Origin of the sequence: Brevundimonas naejangsanensis (assembly GCF_000635915.2) — a bacterium.
Lineage (GTDB): Bacteria > Pseudomonadota > Alphaproteobacteria > Caulobacterales > Caulobacteraceae > Brevundimonas > Brevundimonas sanguinis.
Genome location: NZ_CP015614.1, coordinates 757,835 through 774,334 on the forward strand (window position 1 = coordinate 757,835; position 16,500 = coordinate 774,334).

Here is a 16,500-nt window from a genome sequence, read left to right on the forward strand (position 1 = left end):
CCAGTATTATTTTAGCGTCATCGCCGACCCGGTTGCGCCGCCGGCCGATCACCTTCTTTTCCGTACGCCACGTGGCGACGCTGAGCCTCCGCCAGGGTCCGATCACGACTTAAGGAACCCCCTGCGCGCCGGCTGCATTTCGAGAAGGTGGCGACCGTCGAAATCAAAATGGGGGCGAAGCGGCTTCATGGGCAGCATGCAGCATAGGGCGACCGCACCCGTCGATGACCTGGAACGTTATCGCCGGACCCGCAGCGTGTTGCCGATACTGGCGGCGTCGCTGACGGATGAAGACCTGCAGGCTCAGTCGATGGCGGAGGCCAGTCCGGGCAAATGGCACCTCGGCCATGTGAGCTGGTTTTTTGAAACCATGCTGCTCGAAGAGCCGGGCTATCAGCCGATCGACCCCAGGCTGGGGCGGGTTTTCAACTCCTATTATGAGGCTCTGGGCGAACGGATCGGGCGCGCCGAACGGGGTCTGATGACGCGGCCTTCGCGGGCTGAGGTCATGGCTTATCGGGCAGAGGTCGATCGGCGAATGGAAGCGCGCCTTGCCGACGCTGCAAGGCCGCTTGGCGCGTTAGAACAATATCTCTTTGAGCTGGGGCTGAACCACGAGCAGCAGCACCAGGAGCTGTTCCTGATGGACATTCTCCATCTGATGTCGCGCTCGCCCCTGGATCCGGCCGTCTATGACGAAGAGCCGCGGTCATCGCCGTTGGAGGCTCCGCACGGCGGCTGGCAAGCTTTCGAAGGCGGGCTGGTCGAAATCGGCGACGCCGGCCACAGCTTCGCCTTCGACAATGAGCGGCCCGCTCACCGCGTATGGATGGAGCCGTTCGACCTGGCTGCGGACATGGTCACCAACAGCGAGTGGCTGGTCTTCATCAGCGACGGTGGCTACGCGCGGCCCGATCTGTGGCTGAGCGACGGCTGGGCGACGGTCCAAGCGCAGGGCTGGACGGCGCCGCTCTATTGGAGACGTGAGGAAGACGGCGGCTGGACGGTGATGACGCTGGCGGGGCGGCGGCCGGTCGATCCGGCGGCGCCGGTGCGTCATGTCAGCTTCTATGAGGCCGACGCCTTCGCGCGGTGGTCGGGGGGGCGCCTGCCGACCGAGGCGGAGTGGGAACACGCGGCCCGCAGCCGACCCGAGGCCTTCTCCAATCTGGACACCGAGGCGTGGCAATGGACCGCCAGCGCCTATGCCCCTTACCCCGGCTTTCGCCCGACCGAAGGCACGGCGGCCGAGTACAACGGCAAGTTCATGGCCAATCAGATGGTGCTGCGCGGCGGCGCCTTCGCCACTGCGCCGGGCCACGCGCGGCCGACCTATCGCAACTTCTTCTATCCGGACCAGCGATGGGCCTTCACCGGCGTGCGGCTGGCGTCGGACGCTGACGAGGCGAGGCGACGGGGCGAGAGCGACGACGAACATGAGGCGTTTCGTCGCGATCTGGTCGCCGGCCTGGCGGCGCGGCCCAAGAGCCTGCCGCCCAAGTGGTTCTATGACGCGCGAGGCTCGGACCTGTTCGAGGCGATTACGCGGCTGCCGGAATACTATCCGACCCGACAGGAAGCGGCGCTGCTGCGGCGGGTCGCGCCGCAGTGGGCGGGGCGGTTCGGCCCTGACGCCGTGCTGGTCGAACTGGGCTCGGGCGCCAGCGAAAAGACCCGGATCGTGCTGGACGCCGCGCCTGATCTGGCGGCCTATGTGCCCATCGACATCAGCCCTACGGCCTTGGAGGACGCGGCGGCCCGGTTGCGACAGGCCTATCCCGCGCTAAGGGTCCTGCCGCTGGTCGGCGATTTCGAGCATATGGGGGTCTTGCCGGCCGAAGCGGGGCAGGGGCGTCGCGTCGGTTTCTTTCCCGGCTCGACCATCGGCAACCTGACGCCTGAGGCCGCCGAGACCTTGTTGCGCGACGCGCGCGAGATGCTGGGGCCGGACGCCTTGTTCATTCTGGGCGTCGATCTGATCAAGGAGCCGTCGGTCCTGGTCCCAGCCTATGACGACGCGCAAGGCGTGACCGCCCGCTTCAACCTGAACGTGCTGGCGCGGGCCAACCGCGATCTAGGGACGGACTTTGATCTGGACGCCTTCGCCCATCGGGCGGTCTGGAACGAGGCCGAGGCGCGCATGGAGATGCATCTGGAGGCCCTGCGCCCCATGACGGTGCGCCTTGGGAAGCTTGTCTTCCGCTTTGCGCAGGGCGAGACGATCCATACCGAAAGCTCGCGCAAGTTCGACGAGGCCCGCGTGCGCGCCCTGGCCGAGGCGGCAGGCTGGCGGGTGGAGGCGTTCGAGGTCAGCGACGCCCCGCGCGTGGCCCTGGCGTTGCTGGCCAGCTAATCCTCGGGTCATAACGGTCAAAGAAAAACGGCGAGGTTTCCCGCGCCGTCTGTAAAGTCTGAAACGGGGTCGCTGGGATCAGCGCTTCGGCGTCGCCGGATCCTGAGCGGCCTTGTTGCGCGCGCCGTGTGAAGCTTCGCCGCCCTTGCGGCCGGCCTGGGCTGCAAGAGAGCGATCCTGAGAGAAGCTGCGCTTCTCGCTGGGGACGCTGGCGCCGCCCTTGCGGGCGATTTCGCGCTGACGTTCCGGGTCCATCGAGGCGAAACCTCGCTTGGAAACACCGGAGCCGCGAGTGGGCTGACCTTCGGCCATTTCGGATGTTCCTTTCGTAGACGGTGGCGCTTGCGAAAGAGAACCCAGCCCCGGCGCGGAGGTTCCGAGAAAGGATTAAAACCCTGTTCGGCGGCGCGCCTCGACAAGACGGAACCGCGCGGACTTCGGCGGGTTCATCGAGGCTCGGAGTGCAGTATTCAGGAGCTCAGTTCATGTCGGCATCCAACGACCCCTTCGCCCATACGGACGGCGCGCCATCGCCCGAGGACATCATCGAGGATCGCTCCACCCTTGGCGATCGTCTTGAGGGCGCCGCCGACGAGATTCTGGCCGCCGGGGCGCGGCCACGCCCCTTACGTCAGGCCGTGCGACAAGATGCGGCCGAGGTGCGCGACTGGGCGCGCCATCGCAGCTCTGAGGCCCGCGACGCGATTCGCGATGAGCCGATCCGTATGTCGCTCTACGCCCTTGGCATCGGCGTCCTGATCGGCCTGCTGGCCGCGCGTTAGACGACTATCAGGGAGGTCAGGCCGGCCCGGAGGCGGGGCGCGGGATCGGCGTCGCCTGCATGGCCCGATCAGAGACGAAGGGGTTGCTGCGCCGCTCGGCCCCGAAGGTCGAATGCGGCCCGTGGCCGGGCACGAAGGTTACGTCGTCGCCTAGCGGCCACAGCTTGGTGGTGATCGCGCTCAGCAGGGCCTGATGATCGCTCCGCGGGAAGTCGGTGCGGCCTACCGAACCCTGAAACAGAACGTCGCCGACCTGGGCGAAGCGAGCCTCGCGGTTAAAGAAGATCACGTGGCCGGGCGTGTGGCCGGGACAGTGGAAGACCTCCCACGTCGTCTCGCCCAGGGTCAGCACGTCGCCATCGTCCAGCCAGCGCGTGGGGGTGAAGGTGCGGGCTTCCGGCAGGCCGTACTTCTGGCCCTGGGTGGGAATCAGGTCGATCCAGAACTGGTCCTCAAGATGCGGGCCGACGATGTCGAGACCGGTCTTCTCCTGCATTTCGGCGGCGGCGCCGGCATGGTCCAGGTGGCCGTGGGTGATCCAGATGGCGTCCAGAGTCAGTCCGCGCCGCGCGACCTCGCCCAGGATAGCGTCGACCGAGCCGCCGGGATCGATGACGGCGGCCTTGTTCGTCTTGGTGCACCACACGGTGGTGCAGTTCTGCTGAAGCGGGGTGACGGGCGTGACAAAGACGCCGATAGGGGCTGCGAAAGAGGCTGACGACTGGCTCATGGGCCATCAGATAGCGGCCCTCTGACCACAAAGGAACCGCGTTGCGTTGACGTTTCAGCCCCTTCTCGACATAAGGGCGGGCTCCGAGGCGCCGCTCCCGAAAGGGGCGGCCCTGTTGCTTTATCCACCGCGCGCCTTTGCGGCGTCGCCACAGAGCGTCAGATATCCGACCATGCAAGTCGTCGAAAAGTCGAACGAAGGCCTCAGCCGCGTGATTGCGGTGACCATTCCCGTCGCCGAGCTCAATGAAAAGCTCGAAGCCCGCATCAAGGAAGTGGCCCCCCAGATGAAGCTGAAAGGCTTCCGTCCGGGCAAGGTGCCGGCCTCGTACGTCAAGAAGACCTTCGGCCGTGACTTCATGGGCGAAATCATCAACGCCTCGCTGAACGAGACCAGCCAGGGCGCTCTGGAAGAGCTGAAGCTGCGTCCGGCCGCGCCGGCCGAGATGAACCTGACCTCCGACATGGACAAGGTCATCGCTGGTCAGGAAGACCTGGCCTATGAAATGTCGCTGGAAGTCATGCCGGAATTCACCCCGGTCGACCCTAAGACCCTGAAGCTGACCCGCCCGACCTATGAGGCCTCGGAAGAGGACCTAGACGAGGCGCTGAAGGAACTGGCCTCGCAGGCGAAGTCCTACGAGGACAAGAAGGGCAAGACGGTCAAGGCCGCTGACGGCGACCAGCTGACCATCGACTTCGTCGGCAAGATCGACGGCGAAGCCTTCGACGGCGGCGCCGCCACCGACGCGGACCTGGTGATCGGCTCGGGCCGCTTCATCCCCGGCTTCGAAGAGCAGCTGAAGGGCGCCAAGGTCGGTGAAGAAAAGACCATCGAAGTGACCTTCCCGGAAGAGTACCAGGCCAAGCACCTGGCCGGTAAGGCCGCGACCTTCGACGTCACCGTCAAGGCCATCAAGGCCGAGGTCGAATCCAAGATCGACGACGAGTTCGCCAAGCGCATCGGCCTGGAGTCGCTGGACCAGCTGAAGGAACTGCTGAAGTCCAACCTGAACCAGCAATACGCCGGCGCCACCCGATTCAAGCTGAAGCGCGCCCTGCTGGACATCCTGGACGAAGGCCACGACTTCGCCCTGCCGCCGAAGATGGTCGACGCCGAGTTCGAAGGCATCTGGGCTCAGGTTTCGGCCGACAAGGACGCGGGCCAGCTGCCGGAAGAAGACGCCAAGAAGTCGGAAGACGAACTGAAGGCCGAGTACCGCAAGATCGCCGAGCGCCGCGTGCGCCTGGGTCTGGTGCTGGCCGAGATCGGCCGCGCCAACAACGTCGGCGTGACGGATCAGGAACTGTCGAACGCCATCATGGCCGAGGCCCGCAACTATCCGGGTCAGGAAAAGATGGTGCTAGACTTCTACCGCCAGAACCCGAACGCCGCGGCCCAGCTGCGCGCGCCGATCTATGAGGAAAAGGTCGTCGACCTGATCGTCTCGGTCGCCGAGGTGAAGGACGAAGCCATCACCAAGGAAGAGCTGATGAAGGAAGAAGACGAGGCGTAAGCCTTTCTTCCTCAGGCCCTGAGCCTTGCGATCCCCGCTCCGGTTTTCCGGGGCGGGGATTTTGCTTTCCGGCGCCGCCTTGCGCCGAGGCCTCATGAACGCGATATCGTAGGAGACAGGCGCGCGCCGTATGAGTCGTGCGACCCTCCTGAATTCGAGAAGGCCTTCATGCGCGATCCGATCGACTACATCTCCAATAACCTGGTGCCGATGGTGGTGGAGCAATCCAGCCGCGGCGAGCGCTCCTTCGACATCTTCTCGCGCCTGCTGCGCGAGCGGATCATCTTCCTGACCGGCCCGTTCGAGGACGGCATGGCCTCGTTGATCTGCGCCCAGCTGCTGTTCCTGGAATCGGAAAATCCGAAGAAGGAAATCAGCATGTACATCAACAGCCCCGGCGGTCAGGTGACCTCGGCGCTCGCGATTTACGACACAATGCAATACATCAAGTCGCCGGTCTCGACCGTCGTCATGGGCATGGCCGCATCGGCTGGCTCGCTGATCCTGACGGCCGGCGAGGCGGGCCAGCGCGTCGCCCTGCCGAACGCGCGGGTGATGGTGCACCAGCCCTCGGGCGGCTTCCGCGGCACGGCCTCGGACATCGAGCGCCACGCCGAGGACATCATCGCCACCAAGCGCCGCCTGAACGAAATCTACGTCCAGCACACCGGCCGCACCTATGAAGAGGTCGAGCGCACCCTGGACCGCGACCACTTCATGACCGCCGAAGAAGCCAAGGCCTGGGGCATCGTTGACCACGTCTATGACAAGCGCACCCAGGCCGACGACGACGGCGTCAAGGCTCCCTAAGCCTTAACCGCTCCGGCTGCGACAATTGGCGAGGCGGGATTCGGCGACGGATCCCGCCTCGAATCGTGTTTGAGACTCCGTATCAGCGGGAGGGGGCCTCATGGCGACGCAGTGGAGAGATGACGGCTTCAGATACGGCGCCGTGACGCGCGCCCTGCACTGGGCGATGGCCCTGTTGCTGGCGTGGCAGTTTACGGGCATGGCGATCAAGCTGACCGTCGGCAAGGCGCCGATCACCGCCTTCTGGGTCGGCACGCACAAGGGGATCGGCGTCATTCTGCTGGCCCTGATCGTGCTGCGCGCGCTGTGGGGGCTGTACAACATGAAGACGCGTCCGGCGCATGGCGGCGGCTTCTGGGGGCTGGCCGCCAAGGTCGGTCATCTGGCGCTCTACGCCCTGATGCTGATCGTCCCGGGGCTGGCCCTGCTGCGGCAGTATGGATCGGGCAAGCCGCTCGACGTGTTTGGCGTGCGTCTGATCGACGGGGGCTGGGCCGAGGTTCCGTGGATGACAGCCCCGGCCAACGCCGCTCATGGCCTGCTGGCCTGGGTGCTGCTGGCCGCGATTGCGGGCCATATCCTGATGGTGCTGGTCCATCGCTTTATCTGGAAGGACGAGACGACCCAGCGGATGATCGGCTAGCGATTATGGGCGGCCGGTGAAGACGCGGTAGCCCTTTTCGGCGGCCGCCGCGATCATCTCGGCATCGCCCGAGGTGTCGCCGTAGGCGGCGGCCAGCGTCATGTCGTCGCCGTAGGCGGCGCGAAGACGGCTCATTTTCTCTTCGCCCCGGCAGTTGCCGCCGAGGAAGCTGCCGGCCACGCGATCCTGGGCGTCGAACGCCAAGCGTGTGCCGATCAGGTTCTCGGCGCCCAGCCTGCGGGCGAAGGGGGCGACGGTTGTCTCAGGCGAGGCGGTGACGATGACGCGATGGGCGCCGCGACGGCCCCAGTCCTCCCAGGTCGCCAGCGCGTCCGGGCGCATGAAGCGCGGCCAGATCTCTGCGGCGAAGCGTTCGGCGTCAGCCTCCAGCGCCTTGCGGTCGACGTTCATCAGGAACTCGCGCACCGAGGCGACCTTGATCCGGCCCCGGTCGCGGTCGCCCAGATAGGCCAAGACCGCCGGGATCATCTGCGCCAGACCGGTTAGCCAACGAAGCGGCCCGGCTCGCCACTTCAGGAAACTGGTGAAGCTGTCGCGAATCGTCAGGGTGCCGTCGAAATCGAAGGCGACGATGGGCTGTCCGGGGTCAGGGGACTGGTGAAAGGCTTTTTGGCTTCCCATGTCAGACATTAGCCGTGATCCCCATATTATCTGTCCTGTCCGTCCCTGAAGCGCGTTGCAGCGCCGCAACGGGGTTGTGGCGGAACGTGTGATGGGTGATTGTCATTTTTTGAAGACCTTCGATGATAGATTCCCTGGATCGATCGTGAAGGAAGCGCTTTTCGTCTCAATGTCGGGGCGGATTGCGGATAGTGAGAAGGGTCTATGACCAAAGCCGCCGGCACAGACGCCAAAAGCACGCTCTACTGCTCGTTCTGCGGCAAGAGCCAGCACGAAGTCCGCAAACTGATCGCCGGACCGACCGTTTTCATCTGCGATGAATGCGTCGAACTGTGCATGGACATCATCCGCGAAGAACACAAGATCGCCTTCAAGACCTCCAAGGACGGCGTGCCTACGCCCAAGGAGATCCGCGACGTCCTCGACGATTATGTGATCGGTCAGAGCCACGCCAAGAAGGTTCTGAGCGTCGCCGTTCATAACCACTACAAGCGCCTGAACCACGCGACGAAGAACAACGACGTCGAACTGGCCAAGTCGAACATCATGCTGATCGGGCCGACCGGCTCGGGCAAGACGCTGCTGGCTCAGACGCTGGCGCGCATCATCGACGTGCCGTTCACCATGGCCGACGCCACCACCCTGACCGAAGCTGGCTATGTGGGCGAGGATGTCGAGAACATCATCCTGAAGCTGCTTCAGGCGTCCGATTACAACGTCGAACGGGCTCAGCGCGGCATCGTCTACATCGACGAGATCGACAAGATTTCGCGCAAGTCGGACAACCCCTCGATCACCCGCGACGTGTCGGGCGAGGGCGTGCAGCAGGCCCTGCTGAAGATCATGGAAGGCACCGTAGCCTCCGTGCCGCCGCAGGGCGGGCGCAAGCATCCGCAGCAGGAGTTCCTGCAGGTCGACACCGCCAACATCCTGTTCATCGTCGGCGGCGCCTTCGCCGGCCTTGAAAAGGTGATCTCGGCGCGCGGGGCAGGGGCCTCGATCGGCTTCGGCGCCAAGGTCAAGGAGATCGACGAGCGTCGCACCGGCGAAATCCTGAAGGGCGTCGAGCCGGATGACCTGATGCGCTTCGGCCTGATCCCCGAGTTCATCGGCCGTCTGCCGGTTCTGGCGACGCTGGAAGACCTCGACGAGACGGCGCTGATCACCATCCTGACCGAGCCGAAGAACGCCCTGGTCAAGCAGTACAAGCGCCTGTTCGAGATGGAGAACGTCACCCTGACCTTCACCGACGACGCCCTGTCGGCGGTGGCGAAGAAGGCGATCACCCGCAAGACCGGCGCCCGCGGCCTGCGCTCCATCCTGGAGGGCGTGCTGCTGGAGACCATGTTCGAACTGCCCACCTTCGAGGGCGTCGAAGAGGTCGTGGTCAACGCCGAGGTGATCGACGGCAAGGCTCAGCCGCTGCTGATCTATTCGGAAACCAAGAAGAAGACGGCCGACGGCGCCGCCTGACGCTGACGTCCGATCCAAGCGAAAAGGGGCGGCTCGCCACGGGCCGCCCCTTCATCGTTTCAGCGATGGCCCAGGCGGCCGTCTGAAATCACACGCTTTTTCACGCTTCTGTGGGCTGCCGGCCCGCCACGCTTGAACCGCGTCCAGACAGAACCACATACTCACACGAAAGCCGCTGAAAACAGCGGGTCGAGTCGGGACGAAGAGGCAGTAACGCCAAATCAGACCGGTTCGGCGGGCCGGAGATTCACGATGGCCCCGGAAAGTACGCATCATGACCGAGAGCAAAATCCTCCCTGTCCTGCCGCTGAGAGACATCGTCGTCTTTCCGCACATGGTCGTGCCGCTGTTTGTCGGGCGCGAGAAGTCCGTGCGCGCCCTCGACGAGATCATGAAGGGCGAGAAGCAGATCCTGCTCGCCACCCAGATGAACTCGGTCGATGACGACCCGGCGACGGACGCCATCTATTCGACCGGCGTGCTGGCCACGGTGCTGCAACTGCTGAAGCTGCCGGACGGCACGGTGAAGGTGCTGGTCGAGGGCAAGTCGCGCGCGCGCCTGACTCGCTTCACCGACCGTGAGGACTACTACGAAGCCGAGGCCGTCGAGATCGAAGACGAAGCCGGCGATCCGTCGCAGAGCGAAGCCTTGCTGCGCGCCGTGATCGAGCAGTTCGAAAACTATGTGAAGCTGAACAAGAAGGTCCCGCCCGAGGCCCTGAGCGCCATTCCTCAGATCACCGACCCGTCCAAGCTGGCGGACTCGGTCGCCGCGCATCTGTCGGTCAAGATCGCCGACAAGCAGGCCCTGCTCGAAACCGTCGTCATCCCGGCGCGGCTTGAGAAGGTCTACGGCATGATGGAAGGCGAAATCAGCGTCCTTCAGGTCGAGAAGAAGATCCGCAGCCGCGTGAAGCGGCAGATGGAGAAGACCCAGCGCGAATATTATCTGAACGAGCAGATGAAGGCGATCCAGCGCGAGCTGGGCGAGACTGACGACGCGCGTGACGAACTGCTGGAGCTGGAAAAGCGCATCAAGAAGACGCGCCTGTCCAAGGAGGCCCGCACCAAGGCCGAGGCGGAGCTGAAGAAGCTGCGCAACATGTCGCCGATGTCGGCGGAATCGACCGTGGTGCGCAACTACCTCGACTGGCTGCTGTCGATCCCGTGGTCCAAGACCCGGCCCAAGCCCATCGACCTCCAGAAGGCCGAGGACATCCTCGAAGAGGATCACTATGGCCTGGAGAAGGTCAAGGAACGGATCATCGAGTATCTGGCCGTTCAGGCGCGCACCGGCAGCCTGAAGGGGCCGATCCTGTGCCTCGTCGGCCCTCCGGGCGTCGGCAAGACCTCGCTGGCCCAGTCCATCGCCAAGGCGACGGGGCGTGAATACGTCCGCATGTCGCTGGGCGGCGTGCGCGACGAGGCCGAAATCCGCGGCCACCGCCGGACCTATATCGGCTCCATGCCCGGCAAGATCATCCAGTCGATGAAGAAGGCGAAAACCACCAACGCCTTCGTCCTGCTGGACGAGATCGACAAGCTGGGCGCCGACTGGCGCGGCGACCCGTCCTCGGCGCTGCTGGAAGTGCTGGATCCGGCCCAGAACTCGACCTTCGGCGACCACTATCTGGAGGTCGACTACGACCTGTCGCCGGTGATGTTCGTCACCACGGCCAACAGCCTGAACATGCCCCAGCCCCTGCTGGACCGCATGGAGATCATCCGCGTCTCTGGCTACACCGAGGATGAGAAGGTTGAGATCGCCCGCCGCCACGTCCTGCCCAAACAGCTCAAGGACCACGGCCTGAAGGAGGGCGAGCTGATCGTCCCTGACGACACGATCCGCGAGCTGATCCGCTATTACACGCGCGAAGCCGGCGTGCGTTCGCTGGAACGCGCCCTGGGCGGTCTGGCCCGCAAGGCGGTGCGCGAGATGGCCAGGACCAACGCCGCCTCGATCACCGTGGATGCGGCCAAGCTGGCCGAATACGCGGGCGTGAAGAAGTTCCGCTACGGCGAGACGGATGCGGAAGACCAGGTCGGCATCGTCACCGGCCTGGCCTGGACCGAGTTCGGCGGAGACATTCTGACCATCGAGGCCCTGAAGATGCCGGGCCGCGGCCGCATGACCGTGACCGGCAACCTGAAGGACGTCATGAAGGAGTCGATCTCGGCGGCGGCGTCCTACGTCCGCAGCCGCGCCCTCAGCTTCGGCGTCAAGCCGCCGCTGTTCGAGAAGACCGACATCCACGTGCACGTGCCGGACGGCGCCACGCCCAAGGACGGCCCCTCGGCGGGGGTGGCCATGACGGTGGCCATGGTGTCGGTTCTGACCGGCATTCCCATCCGCAAGGACATCGCCATGACCGGCGAGATCACCCTGCGGGGGCGGGTCACGGCCATCGGCGGCCTCAAGGAGAAGCTGCTGGCGGCCCTGCGTTCGGGCGTGAAGACCGTCCTGATCCCGCAGGAGAACGAGAAGGACCTCGAAGAGGTGCCGGAGAACGTCAAGGCGGCCCTGGAGATCGTGCCGATCTCTAACGCCGACGAAGCGCTGAAGTGGGCCTTGACCGGCACGCCGACCCCCGTCGAATGGGACGAGGCGGCCGAACCCATGACCCCGACGCCGCCGGCGCCGCTGGCCGGCGAGGGGGCCAGCATCAGCCACTGATACGGGCCTTGGCCTGAGAGTGAAGAGAGGCGGCTCGGGGCAACCCGAGCCGCCTCTTTTTTGACCTGCGCCCCAATAGCCGCTTAAGTTCCGCCTTCGTTCGCGAGGGGGCTTTCGACGTGACCAAGACTGAACTGATCGGCCGCATGGCCCAGGCGGCGGGGATCAGCCGCGACCAGGCCAAACTGGCGCTGGAGGCTTTCACCGATCAGGTGACCGCCTCGCTTGTCGAGGGGCGGGTGGTTCGCCTGGTCGGCTTCGGCAGCTTCGTCGCCGCCGAGCGCAAGGCGGGCGTGGCGCGCAATCCTCAAACCGGCCAGGAGATCGCGCGGCCCGCCTCTCGCACCGCGCGCTTTCGCCCGGGCGAAGGCTTGAAAAGCGCCTTGAACGGCTGATCGCCACAGGGCATGAAGCCTGTCCTCGACCTTGAGTCGAATGATGCGGGCGGCTAGCTCAGCTGGTCAGAGCACCTCGTTTACACCGAGGGGGTCGGCGGTTCGAACCCGTCGCCGCCTACCATCACTTCCGTTCGGACGGGCAGGGCGCTCTATTCTTCGGCGCCGGCGAGGCGGGCTTCACGCCAGGCGGCAGTGGTGAGGGCAGGCAGCATGGCCACGGCGTCGGCGGCCTTTGCGCTAGAGGCGTTGCCCGACAGCATTCGCTTTTTCACGCCCTGGATGATGCCGATCAGGCGGAACAGGTTGAAGGCGAAGTGCCAGTGCAGGTCCGGCAGGGTATCGCGCCCGATGGCGGCGCAATATCGCCGGGCCATGTCGTCCAGCGAAGGAATGCCCGCGGCCTCAAGGTCCAAACCGTTTAGCCCGGCGCGGCCGTCGGCGGGCAGAATCCAGTTCATGGCCAGATAGGCGAAGTCGGCCAGAGGGTCGCCCAGCGTCGCCAACTCCCAGTCCAGCACGGCCCGGACCGTCATGGAATCGGGGGCGTAGATCAGGTTGTCGATGCGATAGTCGCCGTGGATGATGGCGGTGCGGGTCTGTTCCGGCGCCGTGCGCGGCAGGAAGTCGATCAGGCGTTCGACCTCGGGCAGGTCGTCGGTCTGGGCGGCGCGATATTGCTTGGTCCAGCGCGCGACCTGACGCTCGAAATAGTTTCCGGGGCGCCCGAAATCCTCCAGTCCCACGGCGACCGGATCGACGCTGTGCAACTGGGCCAACGTATCGACCATGGCCTCATAGGCGGCGCGGCGCTCGGACGGCGACAGGCCCGGCAGGGCGCCGTTCCAGAAGGTGCGTCCCTCGACCAACTCCATCACATAGAAGGCCGAGCCGATGACGGCGTCGTCCTGACACAGGGCGAGCGGCGCAGGCACGGCAAAGCCGGTCGGATGCAGGGCGCTGATCAGCCTGTATTCACGCTCGACCGCATGGGCCGAGGGCAGCAGGGGGCCGAACGGGCGGCGGCGCAGGACATAGTCCCGGCCGTCGACGGTCATCCGATATGTCGGGTTCGACTGGCCGCCGGGGAATTTCTCCAGATGGATATCGGCGGGCGCGGCGGGCAGGACGCCCGCCAGCCACTGTCCCAGACGCGCGACGTCCAGATCGCTCATCGCGCCGCCTCAGCGTGGCGGGCGAACTCGGACCGGGCGATGGCGCGGGCGTGCACCTCGTCGGGGCCGTCGGCGAGGCGCAGGGTGCGGATACCCGCCCAGGCCGCCGCCAGCTCGAAGTCCTGGGACACGCCGCCGCCGCCGTGGGCCTGGATGGCGTCGTCGATTATGCGCAGGGCCATCATCGGCGCCTGGACCTTGATCATGGCGATCTCGTCCTTGGCCGCCTTATTGCCCGCGCGGTCCATCATGTCGGCGGCCTTGAGGCACAGCAGGCGCGTCATCTCGATGTCGATGCGGGCGCGGGCGACGCGCTCTTCCCAGACCGAATGCTCGCCGATCCGCTTGCCGAAGGCGACGCGAGACATCAGGCGGCGCGTCATCGCCTCCAGCGCCTCTTCGGCCGCGCCGATGGTGCGCATGCAGTGGTGGATGCGGCCGGGGCCAAGGCGCCCCTGCGCGATCTCGAAGCCGCGCCCCTCGCCCAGCAGGATATTCTCGACCGGCACCCGCACGTCGGTGAGGCTGACCTCCATGTGGCCGTGCGGGGCGTGGTCATAGCCATAGACGCTCAGCGGCCGCTCGATCTTCACGCCCGGCGCATCCATCGGCACCAGGATCATCGACTGCTGGCGATAGGTCTTCTCGTCCGGGTCGGTCTTGCCCATGACGATGGCGACGCGGCAACGCGGATCGCCCGCGCCCGACGACCACCATTTGCGGCCGTTGATGACATAGCAGTCGCCGTCGCGACGGATTTGCGTCTGGATATTGGTGGCGTCAGACGAAGCGACGGCCGGTTCGGTCATCAGGAAGGCTGAGCGGATCTCGCCGTTCATCAACGGAATCAGCCACTGCGCCTTCTGAGCGGGTGAGCCGTAGCGGTGCAGCACCTCCATATTGCCCGTGTCGGGCGCCGAGCAGTTGAACACCTCGCTGGCCCATTCGATGCGGCCCATCTCTTCGGCGCACAGGGCGTATTCGAGGTTGGTCAGCCGTTCGCCCGTGAACTGGAAATCGTCCGGCTCGGCCATGCCTTCGGGGGCGGGGGGCATGAACAGGTTCCACAGGCCGGCGGCGCGCGCCTCGGCCTTCAACGCCTCGATCGAGGGCAGGGGCGCGGCCCAGCGGTCGCCTTCAGCGATCTCGGCGTGGACGGCGGCGACGCGCGGACGCACCTTGTCGGCCATGAAGGCCCGGACGCGCGCCTGAAACGAACGCTCGCGTTCCGTCAGGGTGAAATCCATCGCTTAACTCCCTTAGGCATGGCCACAACGCCGAGTCGGTCTTTCAACCGGTCGAAGATTCTCGACAGGCTTCACCATGCCAGACCGTTCGTCATCTGAAATCGGCTGAAGCGTCCAAGGCAGAGGGCGCGCTCCTCCGTCTGCATGGGGGAGCGCGCCGGTCGCCTGAGCCTATTCCGAGGTCTTGCCGTCGAAATGTTCTTCGGCTTCGTCGGCCTTGGTCGGGTGGACCACGTCGTGGCGATGCTCCGGCGGGCCATAGATGGTGTAGAGCTTCAGCGGCTGCGAGCCGGTGTTGATCAGGTTGTGACGGGCGCCGGCCGGAACGATGATGCCGGACTCAGCCTTGGCGGGGCGCGACTGCCCGTCGATGACGATCTGTCCTTCGCCCTGTTCGATGCGGAAGAACTGGTCGTGGCCTTCGTGGACCTCTTCGCCGATCTCTTCGCCCGGTTGAAGCGTCATCAGCACCAGTTGCAGGTGACGGCCGGTGTAGAGCACGCGGCGATAGTCGTCGTTGTCGAGCGTGGCCCGTTCGATGTCGTCCAGATAGCCTTGCATGGCGGATCCTCATGAAGAACTGGGAGAGTTCGACTCATAACGCGCCTGATGCGGCCGGGTCTTGATCTTTCGCAAAGCCAAGAAAAAACGCCGGAGCTTTCGCCCCGGCGTTTGTGCAGTTTTACGCTTTTGATCGCTTAGCCGCGCTGGGCCAGCGGGACGTAGTCGCGCTCGGTCGGCCCGGTGTACAGCTGACGCGGGCGGCCGATCTTCTGCGACGGATCGGCCATCATTTCCTGCCACTGAGCGATCCAGCCCACGGTGCGCGCCAGGGCGAACAGCACGGTGAACATGGTGGTCGGGAAGCCCATGGCCGACAGGGTGATGCCCGAGTAGAAGTCGACGTTCGGGAACAGCTTGCGCGAGGTGAAGTATTCGTCCTGCAGGGCGACGGCTTCCAGTTCCTTGGCGACCTGGAACAGCGGGTCGTTCTCGCGGCCCGTGGCGGCCAGCACTTCATAGGCCGACTGCTGCATGACCTTGGCGCGCGGATCGTAGTTCTTGTACACGCGGTGGCCGAAGCCCATCAGCTTGTACTTGCGCGCCTTCACGCCCTCGATGAACTCGGGGATGCGGTCCGGGGTGCCGATTTCCTTCAGCATGTTCAGCGCCTCTTCGTTGGCGCCCCCGTGCGACGGGCCCCACAGGCAGGCGATGCCGGCGGCGATACAGGCGAACGGGTTGGCGCCCGACGAACCGGCCAGGCGGACGGTCGAGGTCGAGGCGTTCTGCTCGTGGTCGGCGTGCAGGATGAAGATGCGGTCCATCGCGCGCACCAGCGCCGGATCGACGTGGTAGTCCTCGGCCGGCACGGCGAAGCACATGCGCAGGAAGTTCTCGGCGTACGACAGGTCGTTGCGCGGCGAGATGAAGGGCTGCCCGATGTGATACTTGTAAGCGCGGGCCGCGATCGTCGGCATCTTGGCGATCAGGCGGATGGCCGAGATGTTGCGCTGCACCGGATCATGGATGTCCAGGCTGTCGTGATAGAAGGCCGACAGGGCGCCGACGGTGCCGACCATGATCGCCATCGGGTGGGCGTCGCGGCGGAAGCCTTCGAAGAAGCGGTCGAACTGCGCGTGCAGCATGGTGTGGCGCGTGACGCACTGCTCGAACTCTTCGTATTCGGCGGCGTTCGGCAGCTCGCCATGCAGCAGCAGGTGGCAGACTTCCAGGAAGTTGGACTTCGAGGCCAACTGGTCGATCGGATAGCCGCGGTGCAGCAGCACGCCAGCGTCGCCGTCGATATAGGTCAGGGCCGATTCGCAGGCCGCCGTAGAGGTGAAGCCGGGGTCGAAGGTGAAGGCGCCGGTGCCGCCGTACAGCTTGCGGATATCGATGACGTCCGGGCCGGTCGAGCCGGAAAGGACGGGGAGCTCTACAGTCTTGTCCTGATAGGACAGGGTCGCCGAGCCGGCGGGTTTCGCTTGTTCAGTCATCTAGGCCCCTTGTTCTTCCTTGGACCGGCGCGGGGAGGCGGTCGGCCTGAGTTGGTTATG

General features: G+C 65.3%; 15 protein-coding genes and 1 tRNA gene. 9 read left to right on the plus strand and 7 right to left on the minus strand.

Translation table 11 applies throughout. The features are described from left to right. The first annotated feature begins 187 nt into the window (after positions 1-187). Positions 188-2,353: an ergothioneine biosynthesis protein EgtB gene (gene egtB / locus DA69_RS03645; protein WP_025977412.1), complete on the plus strand. Its 2,166-nt coding sequence runs from the start codon at positions 188-190 to the stop codon at positions 2,351-2,353. A 78-nt stretch (positions 2,354-2,431) separates the two neighbouring features. On the opposite strand, the gene DA69_RS03650 is transcribed toward egtB, so the two are convergent. Then, positions 2,432-2,665 carry a general stress protein gene (locus DA69_RS03650; RefSeq protein WP_029673451.1) on the minus strand — a complete coding sequence of 78 codons (234 nt, stop codon included), beginning with the start codon at positions 2,663-2,665 and terminating at the stop codon, positions 2,432-2,434. Positions 2,666-2,838: 173 nt separating this feature from the next. On the opposite strand from DA69_RS03650, the gene DA69_RS03655 reads away from it, so the two are divergent. After that, positions 2,839-3,135: a hypothetical protein gene (locus tag DA69_RS03655; protein ID WP_025977411.1), complete on the plus strand. Its 297-nt coding sequence runs from the start codon at positions 2,839-2,841 to the stop codon at positions 3,133-3,135. Positions 3,136-3,151: 16 nt separating this feature from the next. Here DA69_RS03655 and DA69_RS03660 read toward each other — a convergent pair whose 3' ends face one another. Continuing rightward, the gene (locus DA69_RS03660) at positions 3,152-3,865 is read right to left on the minus strand and encodes an MBL fold metallo-hydrolase (protein ID WP_025977410.1); all 714 of its coding nucleotides are present in this window, start codon (positions 3,863-3,865) and stop codon (positions 3,152-3,154) included. A gap of 172 nt (positions 3,866-4,037) precedes the next feature. Between DA69_RS03660 and tig the strand changes: the two genes are divergently transcribed. The 3 genes from tig (at position 4,038) to DA69_RS03675 (ending at position 6,834) form a co-directional block, all read left to right on the plus strand. Further along, positions 4,038-5,381 (plus strand): trigger factor, encoded by a 1,344-nt coding sequence (gene tig / locus DA69_RS03665; protein WP_025977409.1) that lies wholly within the window; start codon positions 4,038-4,040, stop codon positions 5,379-5,381. Between the two features lie 168 nt (positions 5,382-5,549). Next, positions 5,550-6,191, plus strand: coding sequence for an ATP-dependent Clp protease proteolytic subunit (locus DA69_RS03670; protein ID WP_024354168.1), 642 nt, complete (start codon positions 5,550-5,552; stop codon positions 6,189-6,191). A gap of 100 nt (positions 6,192-6,291) precedes the next feature. Next, positions 6,292-6,834: a cytochrome b gene (locus DA69_RS03675; protein WP_025977408.1), complete on the plus strand. Its 543-nt coding sequence runs from the start codon at positions 6,292-6,294 to the stop codon at positions 6,832-6,834. A gap of 3 nt (positions 6,835-6,837) precedes the next feature. On the opposite strand, the gene DA69_RS03680 is transcribed toward DA69_RS03675, so the two are convergent. Continuing rightward, the gene (locus DA69_RS03680; RefSeq protein WP_025977407.1) at positions 6,838-7,485 is read right to left on the minus strand and encodes an HAD-IB family hydrolase; all 648 of its coding nucleotides are present in this window, start codon (positions 7,483-7,485) and stop codon (positions 6,838-6,840) included. 195 nt (positions 7,486-7,680) lie between these two features. Between DA69_RS03680 and clpX the strand changes: the two genes are divergently transcribed. From clpX to DA69_RS03700, 4 genes are all read left to right on the plus strand, one after another. Then, positions 7,681-8,949: an ATP-dependent Clp protease ATP-binding subunit ClpX gene (gene clpX, locus DA69_RS03685; RefSeq protein ID WP_025977406.1), complete on the plus strand. Its 1,269-nt coding sequence runs from the start codon at positions 7,681-7,683 to the stop codon at positions 8,947-8,949. A 274-nt stretch (positions 8,950-9,223) separates the two neighbouring features. Then, positions 9,224-11,623 (plus strand): endopeptidase La, encoded by a 2,400-nt coding sequence (lon, locus tag DA69_RS03690; protein ID WP_025977405.1) that lies wholly within the window; start codon positions 9,224-9,226, stop codon positions 11,621-11,623. Between the two features lie 119 nt (positions 11,624-11,742). Further along, entirely contained in the window at positions 11,743-12,018 is a 276-nt protein-coding gene (locus tag DA69_RS03695; protein WP_003170215.1) for an HU family DNA-binding protein, read from the plus strand. Between the two features lie 47 nt (positions 12,019-12,065). Then, positions 12,066-12,142, plus strand: a tRNA-Val gene (locus DA69_RS03700). Between the two features lie 28 nt (positions 12,143-12,170). On the opposite strand, the gene DA69_RS03705 is transcribed toward DA69_RS03700, so the two are convergent. The 4 genes from DA69_RS03705 to gltA all read right to left on the minus strand — a co-directional run bounded on the left by DA69_RS03705 (position 12,171) and on the right by gltA (position 16,440). Continuing rightward, positions 12,171-13,193 (minus strand): phosphotransferase family protein, encoded by a 1,023-nt coding sequence (locus tag DA69_RS03705; protein ID WP_025977404.1) that lies wholly within the window; start codon positions 13,191-13,193, stop codon positions 12,171-12,173. Then, positions 13,190-14,440, minus strand: coding sequence for an acyl-CoA dehydrogenase family protein (locus DA69_RS03710; protein WP_025977403.1), 1,251 nt, complete (start codon positions 14,438-14,440; stop codon positions 13,190-13,192). Before DA69_RS03710 ends, DA69_RS03705 begins: the two co-directional genes overlap by 4 nt. Before the next feature lie 171 nt (positions 14,441-14,611). Then, positions 14,612-15,001, minus strand: coding sequence for a cupin domain-containing protein (locus DA69_RS03715; RefSeq protein ID WP_025977402.1), 390 nt, complete (start codon positions 14,999-15,001; stop codon positions 14,612-14,614). A 137-nt stretch (positions 15,002-15,138) separates the two neighbouring features. Further along, on the minus strand, positions 15,139-16,440 hold the full coding sequence (gltA, locus tag DA69_RS03720; RefSeq protein ID WP_025977401.1) for a citrate synthase: 1,302 nt from the start codon (positions 16,438-16,440) through the stop codon (positions 15,139-15,141). Positions 16,441-16,500: the final 60 nt, after the last annotated feature.

Bases quoted from the DNA above. Each gene is read 5' to 3' on its own strand.
- tig (WP_025977409.1), top strand. From the start codon at position 4,038: ATGCAAGTCGTCGAAAAGTCGAACGAAGGCCTCAGCCGCGTGATTGCG.
- DA69_RS03715 (WP_025977402.1), bottom strand. From the start codon at position 15,001: ATGCAAGGCTATCTGGACGACATCGAACGGGCCACGCTCGACAACGAC.
- gltA (WP_025977401.1), bottom strand. From the start codon at position 16,440: ATGACTGAACAAGCGAAACCCGCCGGCTCGGCGACCCTGTCCTATCAG.
- DA69_RS03710 (WP_025977403.1), bottom strand. From the start codon at position 14,440: ATGGATTTCACCCTGACGGAACGCGAGCGTTCGTTTCAGGCGCGCGTC.
- DA69_RS03670 (WP_024354168.1), top strand. From the start codon at position 5,550: ATGCGCGATCCGATCGACTACATCTCCAATAACCTGGTGCCGATGGTG.
- clpX (WP_025977406.1), top strand. From the start codon at position 7,681: ATGACCAAAGCCGCCGGCACAGACGCCAAAAGCACGCTCTACTGCTCG.
- DA69_RS03680 (WP_025977407.1), bottom strand. From the start codon at position 7,485: ATGTCTGACATGGGAAGCCAAAAAGCCTTTCACCAGTCCCCTGACCCC.
- DA69_RS03675 (WP_025977408.1), top strand. From the start codon at position 6,292: ATGGCGACGCAGTGGAGAGATGACGGCTTCAGATACGGCGCCGTGACG.
- DA69_RS03660 (WP_025977410.1), bottom strand. From the start codon at position 3,865: ATGAGCCAGTCGTCAGCCTCTTTCGCAGCCCCTATCGGCGTCTTTGTC.
- DA69_RS03655 (WP_025977411.1), top strand. From the start codon at position 2,839: ATGTCGGCATCCAACGACCCCTTCGCCCATACGGACGGCGCGCCATCG.
- lon (WP_025977405.1), top strand. From the start codon at position 9,224: ATGACCGAGAGCAAAATCCTCCCTGTCCTGCCGCTGAGAGACATCGTC.
- DA69_RS03705 (WP_025977404.1), bottom strand. From the start codon at position 13,193: ATGAGCGATCTGGACGTCGCGCGTCTGGGACAGTGGCTGGCGGGCGTC.
- egtB (WP_025977412.1), top strand. From the start codon at position 188: ATGGGCAGCATGCAGCATAGGGCGACCGCACCCGTCGATGACCTGGAA.
- DA69_RS03650 (WP_029673451.1), bottom strand. From the start codon at position 2,665: ATGGCCGAAGGTCAGCCCACTCGCGGCTCCGGTGTTTCCAAGCGAGGT.